This is a genomic window from Paenibacillus sp. P22 (assembly GCF_000469945.2).
Classification (GTDB): Bacteria; Bacillota; Bacilli; order Paenibacillales; family Paenibacillaceae; genus Paenibacillus_O; species Paenibacillus_O humicus.
Genome location: NZ_CBRA020000049.1, coordinates 39,229 through 47,784 on the forward strand (window position 1 = coordinate 39,229; position 8,556 = coordinate 47,784).

Consider the following 8,556-nt stretch of genomic DNA (forward strand, 5'->3'; position numbering starts at 1 on the left):
GGGGAGGACTAACCATGCCGCAATCATCGGTTCGCAACGAACAGGCTGCCGTCGCCCAAGCTCCGGCCCGCTCCCGGCTTGGGGCTCGGCTGAGCCTGCTGTGGCAGCAGATCAAGGCCGCACGGCACAGCTATTTTCTCATGGCGCCCTATATGGCGCTGTTCTTCCTGTTCACCGTCGTGCCTGTCGTCATCTCGATTCTGCTCAGCTTCACCTATTTCAACATGCTGGAATTTCCGAAATTCATCGGGTGGCAGAACTATGCTCGTCTGTTCCTGGAGGACGACGTCTTCCTGATCGCCATCAAGAATACGATCCTGTTCGCGATTATAACGGGACCGATCAGCTATATCGCCTGCTTCGTCTTCGCCTGGATCATCAACGAGCTTCCGCCCAAGCTGAGGGCGTTCATGACCCTTGTCTTCTACGCTCCGTCCATATCGGGCAACGTGTATTTCATCTGGCTGATGATCTTCTCCGGAGACCGCTACGGCATTGCGAACGGACTGCTGATCAAGCTCGGCGTCATTCTGGAGCCGATCCTCTGGCTCAAGACGGAAGCCTACGTCATGCCGATCATCATTCTCGTCCAGCTGTGGCTCAGCCTCGGCACCGGCTTCCTGGCCTTCATCGCGGGCCTGCAGACGGTAGACCGCACGCTGTACGAGGCCGGCGCCGTCGACGGCATCCGCAACCGCTGGCAGGAGCTCTGGTATATTACGCTGCCCTCGATGCGTCCGCAGCTGATGTTCGGCGCGGTCATCCAGCTGACAGCCTCGTTTGCGGTGGCGGACGTCTCGATCGCCCTGGCCGGCTTCCCAAGCGTCAACTACGCCGCAGAGACCGTCGTCACGCATCTGATCGACTTCGGCACGAACCGGTTCGAGATGGGATACGCTTCGGCGATCGCGACCGTGCTTTTCCTCCTGATGGTCGGCACCAATCTGCTCGTCCAAAAACTGCTGAGAAGGGTAGGGGAATGACATGGCTGCCATCCTTGCGCCGCGCAAGCGTGTCAATCGATCGCTCTCCGGCAGCGTTTCTCTCTTCCTCCTGCTGCTGCTGTTCGGAGCGTTCATGGTGCTGCCTCTCATCTATGCCGTCAACAACGCGTTCAAGCCGCTGGATGAAATCTTTACGTTTCCGCCTACGCTGTTCGTCAAAAATCCGACGTTCAGCAACTTCACCGATCTGATGAATCTGCTCGGCAACACCTGGGTGCCGTTCACCCGGTATGCGTTCAATACGATCTTCATTACCGGCCTCGGCATCGTCGGCCATGTGCTGCTCGCTTCGGCGGCAGCCTATCCGCTGGCGAAGCATGTCTTTCCGGGCAAGGGCTTCCTGTTCCAGATCGTCGTCCTGTCGCTCATGTTCACGCCAGCCGTGACGGCGATTCCGAACTATATGATCCTGTCCTGGCTCGGATGGATCGACACCTACTGGGCCGTAATCATTCCTGCTTTCGCCTATTCGCTGGGGCTCTATCTCATGAAGCAGTTCATGGAGCAGATTCCCGACGCGCTGCTGGAGGCGGCCAAGATCGACGGCGCCAGCGAGTACCGCATCTGGTGGACGATCGTCATGCCCAACGTCAAGCCGGCCTGGCTGACGCTGATCATCCTGCTCTTCCAGATGCTGTGGGGCAGCGACGGCAACGGCTATATCTACAGCGAGCAGCTCAAGACGCTGCACTACGCCGCCGGGCAGATCGTCCAGGGCGGCATCGCCCGCGCCGGAGCCGGGGCCGCCGTCGCTCTCATTCTGATGAGCGTGCCGATCACGCTGTTCGTATTCTCGCAGAGCCGCATCATCGAAACGATGGCGAGCTCGGGCATGAAGGATTAGGGGGAGAGAAGACATGGCCGTCAAAAAAAGCTTGCTTCTGCTCCTTGGCGCCGCGCTGCTGCTGGGCGGAGCGCTGCCCGCCGCCGCAGGCGCCCCGTATGAGAGCTATCTGTACAACTATTGGGGCGATGCGGTGCCAGCGCCGGATGCGTACTTGCCGGACAAGGCCGTCACGGGCGGCGATTTGGGCATCGGCAGCTTCGCCGAGCCGTCCGATGCCGCCGTCTCTCCGGCCGGAGAGGTATACATCCTTGACAGCGGCAACAAGCGCATCGTCGTGCTGGATAGGGAGTACCGGCTCAGGCGTGTGCTGGAGAGCTTCGACAACAACGGGACAAAGGACGGCTTCCAGGGGCCGTCCGGAATATACGTCGACGGGGAAGGACTCGTCTATGTCGCGGATACGGCAGGCAAGCGGATCGTCGTCCTGAACGCAGAGGGGCGGCTGCAGCGGATCGTCGACAACCCGCAGTCGGATATTCTGGCCTCGGGCTTCCAGTTTCTCCCGCTCAAAGTGACGGCCGACCGCGCGGGCCGCATCTATACGGTCGCCCAAGGCGTATTCGAGGGCTTGATGCAGTTCGACGAGCAGGGCCGCTTCATCGGCTATATCGGTACGAACAAGGTCAGGCGGGATTACCGCGAGTACATCTGGCGGCTGTTCTCCACGGATGCCCAGCGGGCTCAGGGCGTGCTGTTCGTGCCGACCGAGTTCTCCAATGCGGATGCCGATTACAAGGGCTTCCTGTATGCCACCAATATCGATCCGAACTCTACGGTTCCGATCAAGCGGCTGAATCCGTCCGGCGAGGATGTGCTGAAGCGCTTCGGCTACAACGACGTAAGAGGCGACCTGATCTATCGGACCTCCGTCGGACCTTCCAAAATGATCGACATCAAATTCATCGGCGACGGCATGTACAGCGCGCTGGATGCGACCCAGAACCGGGTGTTCACCTATGACGACGAAGGCCATCTGCTGTACGTGTTCGGCGGCAAGGGCAATCAGCTCGGCACGCTGAAGACGCCGGTGGCGGTCGAGAAGCTGGGAGGCGACCGCCTCGTGCTCGACCGGGGCAGAGCGAGTCTGGTCGTCTACAAGCCGACTTTCTACGGGGCGGCGATCAACGAAGCCGCGGCGCTCCATTACCGGGGGGAGGATGCCGAGGCGCTGGGCTTGTGGCGCAAGGTGCTGCAGCTCAACTCGAACTTCGACCTCGCCTACATCGGGATCGGCAAGGCTTATCTGATGGAAAAGAACAACAAGGCGGCTCTGGACTATTTCAAGCTGGGCTCGGACAAAAAGAGCTATTCGGTGGCGTACAAGCGCTACCGAAGGGAAATGATGAAGGAGCATTTCGGCACCGTGCTTACGGCAGCCGCATCCGCCGCGGCGCTGCTGGCAGCGCTGAAGCTCGCGGCAACCTGGAGAGGAAGGAGAGGACGGGATCGTGAAGCAAACCTACATTAAATTCCCGCTGCATCTGATCTTCCATCCGTTCGACGCCTTCTGGGATCTCAAAGCCGACAACAGGGGACGGCTTGGCGTCGCTTTCTCGGCGCTGGCGCTGACGGCGCTGGCGATGGTGCTGCAGAAGCAGTACGCTGGTTTTCTGGTCAACAATTTCGATCCGAGGTATATGAACAGCCTGATGGACATCCTTGCCGTCGTCGCTCCTTTCTTCCTCTGGTGCGTCGCCAACTGGGCCGTCACGACGCTGATGGAAGGGGAGGGCAAGTTCAAGGAGATCATCCTGGCGAGCGGCTACTCGCTCGTTCCGATCTTCCTCATCTACCTGCCCATGATTGCCGCAAGCCGGTTCATGGTTCAGGAAGAGACGTCCTTTTATTACCTCTTCAACTCCATTGCCGTCGCCTGGTTCCTGCTGCTGCTGTTCATCGGAAATATGACGGTCCATCAGTACTCGGTCGTCAAAACCGTGGCGACCATGGCCCTGTCGGTCGTCGTCATGGGAATCATCGTCTTTCTCGGCGCGCTCGTACTCAGCATGCTGCAGCAGCTGGCCGACTTTTTCGTCAATATGTACCGTGAGCTTATCTATCGCACGTAAAGGAGGCGGCAGCCGTGAACAAACGGCAAAAAACCTGCACGGCGCTTGCCTGCACAGGCGTTGCAGCCATCGCCCTGGCGGCGCTGCTGCTCGGCAGCCGGGGAGTCCCGGCTGCGGACTTGTCCGCTTATGCGGAGCCGTCCCGTGCAGCCGCCTCTGCGACGGCCGAGGCGGGCACGCTGGCGTATCTGGACGGGGATGCGGATACTGTGGAAGGAATGGGTCTGGTCGCCAAGGACGGCGGCATGTCCTTGTACTACAACGAGAAGACGACAGAAATCGCCGTCCGGGACGGCAGCGGCCGGCTCTGGTACAGCAACCCGCCGCAGCGCGAGCAGGACGGCCTGGCCTCCGGCTACGAGAAGGAATCGCTCGCCTCGCAGCTGAGCGTCCAGTTCCGCGATTCGGTCGGCACGAACCAAATCTATACCAACTTTGCCCGCAGCATCAGCGGCGGCCAGTTCAAGGCGGCTTCAATCGAAGGCGGCATCCGCATCGAGTATACGATCGGAGACACTTCTCTCGGCATCAACGCTCTCCCCAGGCTCATCTCCAAGAAGCGGCTGGAGGAGAAGGTCGTCTCCAGGCTGGAGCCTGCGCTCGCCAAGTACGTATCGGCGCGCTATTATGCTTCCAAGTCGAACCCGGACGTGCTGGAGCGGCTTGACGGCCAGATTTCCAAGAAGCTCGTCCTCGACAAAATGGTCGATGCCTTCGAGAAGGCGGGGTATACCGCCGACGATCTCGCGGCGGATAATGCCGAGAACGGAATCGGGGAGGCGGGGGGCAGCGACAAGCCGAGCTTCACGATTCCGGTGGAATACCGGCTCGACCGCGGCAGCCTGCTCGTCACCGTGCCGCTCGGCCAGCTGCAGGAAAGCGGACCTTTCCGGCTCCGCAGCCTCGATCTGCTGTCCTACTTCGGGGCGGCGGACGGCAAGGCGGAAGGATACATGCTCGTTCCCGACGGCTCGGGCAGCCTGATCAACCTGAACAATGGAAAAATAACCCAGGAGCAGTATGTCCAGCGGGTATACGGCTCCGACCGCAACGACAACAGCCGGACCCGCGGGCAGGTGAGCGAGGATGCCAAGCTGCCTGTTTTCGGCATGAAGAGCGGAGACGGGGGCTGGTTCGCCGTCATCGAGAAGGGCGATGCGATTGCAAGCATCGCCGCCGACATCGGCGGCAAGCAGAGCAGCTACAACCATGTGTACGGCAGCTTCGCGATTCGCGGCGAGGATGAGCTGGAGATGTACACCGGCCAGAAGATGCAGGAGATACAGCTGCTCACCGAGGAGCGGTACCGGGGAGACGTCGAGATCCGCTACAGCTTCCTCGGCGGAGCGGAAGCCAGCTATTCCGGCATGGCCCGTCTATACCGGCGGCAGCTGGAGGAGCGGGGCGCGCTGAGGCGGCTGGATGCCGACGGGCCTCTTCCATTTTTCCTGGACGTGATCGGAACGGTAGACAAGCGGGCGTCGCTGGCCGGCGTCCCTTACCGCGAGACGGTGGCGCTCACGACCTTCAAGCAAGCCGGCAAGATCGGCAGCTTGCTGCGGGACAACGGCGTCCAGGCCGTGCAGATGCGCTACCTCGGCTGGTTCGGCGGCGGCATCAGCCATCATTCGCCTTCTTCGGTCAAGATCGACTCCGAGGCGGGCAGCGCTGCCGGGTTGAAGTCGCTGGCGGCACAGCTCGATGACGGCGGAGGCATGCTGTTCCCTGATGTCGCTTTCCAGACGATTTACAACAATGACCGGGGCTTCACCCCGACCTCCGATGCGGCCAGATTCGTCACCAAGGAGCAGGCGAAGCTGAATCCGTACAATCCGGCGCTGAGCCGCATGGACAGCATGAAGCCGGCCTATTACCTGCTGTCCCCGGCCAAGCTTCCTTATTATGTCGGCGAGTTCAGCTCCGATTACGGCAAGCTAGGGCTCGGATCGCTGTCGCTGCGCGATCTTGGCGGCGAGCTGGCAGCCGACTACAGGGACAGCCGGCCCGTGTTCCGCGAGACGGCCAAAGCCATCGCCAAGGAGCAGCTCGGCAAGCTGAAAATGGCTTATCATCAGCTGCTGATCCAGTCTCCGAATGCATACGCGCTTCCATTCAGCAGCCGGCTGATCGGCGTTCCGTCCGGCTCCAGCGGCTTTACGCTGACGGATGAAGCCATCCCCTTCTATCAAATGGTGCTTCACGGCTACGCCGATTACGCGGGCGAGCCGATGAACCGCTCCGGCGACTCCGATCTGCGGCTGCAGCTCCTGAAAAGCCTCGAGCTCGGAGCGGCTCCGCGCTTCGAATGGAGCTGGCTGCCCTCCTCGGAGCTCAAGTCGACCGACTTCGAGCAGCTTTACTCAACCGGATACGAGGCTTGGCTGGCTGATGCGGCGGAACTGTACAGAGAGGCGGACAAAGTTCTCGGTCCTCTCCGAGGAGTGAGAATGAGCAGTCATGAAATCATCCAGGAAGGGCTCGTTCTGGTCAGCTATGAGAACGGGGCTTGGGTTGCCGTCAATTACACGAAGCAATCCGCCGAGGTGAACGGCGTGTCGATAGAGCCGGAAAGCTACGCGACGGGAGGGACGGCGACATGAAGACGGTCGGAATGTCTTTCCGCACGCGCCGGACGCTGCTTGGTCTTGCCTTCATCTCGCCTTGGCTGATCGGCTTCCTGCTTCTGTTCGCGGCGCCGTTGATCCAGTCCTTGCGCTTCAGCTTCAGCAAGCTGAGCATCGCGCCGGGCGGCTATGGACTTGAACCGGTCGGCTGGGCCAACTTCAAGGAGTCGCTGTTCGTCCACGCGAGCTTCAACCGGGTGCTGGTGGATTCCATCGCCCAGATGGCTCTCAACGTGCCGATGATCCTGTTCTTCAGCCTGTTCACGGCGACGCTGCTGAACCAGAAGTTCCGCGGACGGGCTCTTGCCCGGTCGGTCTTCTTCTTGCCTGTCATCCTGGCATCAAGCGCGGTAGCCGCGGCGGAGTCCGCCGGACTCATCAACCTGATGGGAGACGCGAACGCCATCGAGGCCTCGAGCGGAGCGGGGGTATCCTACAATATTTTGTCCATGGTGCGCATGCTTTCGGATGTCGGCATTCCGGCCGCATTCACCGATTATATCGTGGAAGCGATTTTGCGGATCTATGATATCATCAGCAGCTCCGGCGTGCAGATTCTGATCTTCCTCGCCGCGCTGCAGTCGGTGCCGGGCTCCATGTATGAGGTAGCCAGGATCGAAGGAGCCACCGCCTACGAGTCCTTCTGGAAGATTACGTTCCCGATGGTCAGCCCGCTGATTCTGACGAACGTGATCTATACGATCATTGATTCCTTTGCCGGCAGCCCCGTGACCAAAATCATCTACGAGACTGCATTCAAGACGCAGAACTTCGGCCTCAGCTCGGCAATGGCCTGGCTGTACACGCTCGTCGTGGGCATCCTGCTGATCGTCATCGGCTGGGGTGCTGTCGCGCCGCATTCACTACAATTAATGAACTCATAGGGGGTGCAGGGGCATGGCAGTCGATCCGTCCCGTTCGATTCCTTCCGGCATCGGCAAGCTGCGGTCAGGCGAGGAGCGCTCTATCCGGCTCAAGAAAGCAGGCGGCAAGGCAGCCGACATCTTATACGCGGTTTTCAGGTACGCGCTTGTCGTCGGCATTTCGTTCATCATTCTTTATCCGATCCTGCTCAAGATTTCCGTCGCCTTCAAGGACAAAATCGATCTGTACGATCCGACGATCTTTGTCGTTCCGAAGCATTACACGCTGGACAATATCCGGATGGCGATGCAGATCATGGACTACGGCCCGCTGCTGGCCAACACGCTGCTGTTCGTCGCTGTGACGACAGCGCTGACGACGGCAGCCTGCGCGCTGGCCGGCTACGGCTTCGCCCGCTTCTCGTTTCCGGGCAGCAATCTGCTGTTCGCGCTCGTCATCCTGACCATTCTGGTGCCGACAAGCACATTGATGGTGCCGATGTACCTGCATTTCCGGAGCTTCGACCTGTTCGGCCTCTATGAGCGCATGAGCGGCCGCCCCGGCGTCAATCTGCTTAATACGTACTGGCCATCCATCATTACGGCGGCGACGGCTATGGGACTGAAGGCGGGACTGTTCATCTACATTTTCCGTCAATTTTTCAAAGGCATGCCCAAGGAAATCGAGGAAGCGGCCCTGATCGACGGCGCGGGCGGAATCCGCACGTTTACGGGCATCATGCTGCCAAATGCGATCTCCCCGCTCATTACGGTCATCTTGTTCTCGTTTGTCTGGCAGTACAACGACACGCTCTATACGTCCCTCTTCATGAGCGAAAGCGCGCTGATGCCGCTGAAGGTGGCTTCGCTGCCGGCACAGGCCAATCAGCTCATACCTCAGCTGATGGGCTATGCGTCCAACTCCGGCATCAAATCGGATCCGAACCATGTCGCCATGATCGTCGACACGGGCATTCTGCTGGCTATCGCGCCGCTCATCCTGCTGTATCTGGCCGTGCAGCGCTACTTTGTGGAAAGCATCGAGCGCTCAGGCATCATTGGATCGATYMKYWGACCKRSRAGGAGACGAAGCCGGTGGAAGCGGCCTGGAATTGGACGCTAGCATGGTCAACAAAACGCAACGCCCGA

7 protein-coding genes are annotated in these 8,556 nt (G+C 60.2%); all 7 read left to right on the forward strand.

Features of this window, described 5'->3' with window-relative positions; genetic code table 11:
- The first annotated feature begins 14 nt into the window (after positions 1–14).
- From BN871_RS08890 to BN871_RS08920, 7 genes are read left to right on the forward strand one after another with little or no spacing between them, the layout of a single operon-like run.
- Entirely contained in the window at positions 15–983 is a 969-nt protein-coding gene (locus BN871_RS08890) for a carbohydrate ABC transporter permease (RefSeq protein WP_048745447.1), read from the forward strand.
- A gap of 1 nt (position 984) precedes the next feature.
- Positions 985–1,848 (forward strand): carbohydrate ABC transporter permease, encoded by an 864-nt coding sequence (locus BN871_RS08895; protein WP_021880281.1) that lies wholly within the window; start codon positions 985–987, stop codon positions 1,846–1,848.
- Between the two features lie 13 nt (positions 1,849–1,861).
- Positions 1,862–3,319: a gluconolactonase gene (locus BN871_RS08900; protein WP_048745449.1), complete on the forward strand. Its 1,458-nt coding sequence runs from the start codon at positions 1,862–1,864 to the stop codon at positions 3,317–3,319.
- A complete protein-coding gene (locus BN871_RS08905; protein ID WP_048745451.1) occupies positions 3,300–3,920 on the forward strand; it encodes a Yip1 family protein in 621 nt (206 codons plus the stop codon). The genes BN871_RS08900 and BN871_RS08905 overlap by 20 nt, the downstream gene beginning before the upstream one ends.
- Positions 3,921–3,934: 14 nt before the next feature.
- A complete protein-coding gene (locus BN871_RS08910; protein ID WP_048745452.1) occupies positions 3,935–6,520 on the forward strand; it encodes a DUF5696 domain-containing protein in 2,586 nt (861 codons plus the stop codon).
- The gene (locus BN871_RS08915; RefSeq protein ID WP_048745454.1) at positions 6,517–7,428 is read left to right on the forward strand and encodes a carbohydrate ABC transporter permease; all 912 of its coding nucleotides are present in this window, start codon (positions 6,517–6,519) and stop codon (positions 7,426–7,428) included. Before BN871_RS08910 ends, BN871_RS08915 begins: the two co-directional genes overlap by 4 nt.
- Before the next feature lie 13 nt (positions 7,429–7,441).
- The gene (locus BN871_RS08920) at positions 7,442–8,530 is read left to right on the forward strand and encodes a carbohydrate ABC transporter permease (RefSeq protein ID WP_083436336.1); all 1,089 of its coding nucleotides are present in this window, start codon (positions 7,442–7,444) and stop codon (positions 8,528–8,530) included.
- Positions 8,531–8,556 lie beyond the last annotated feature (26 nt).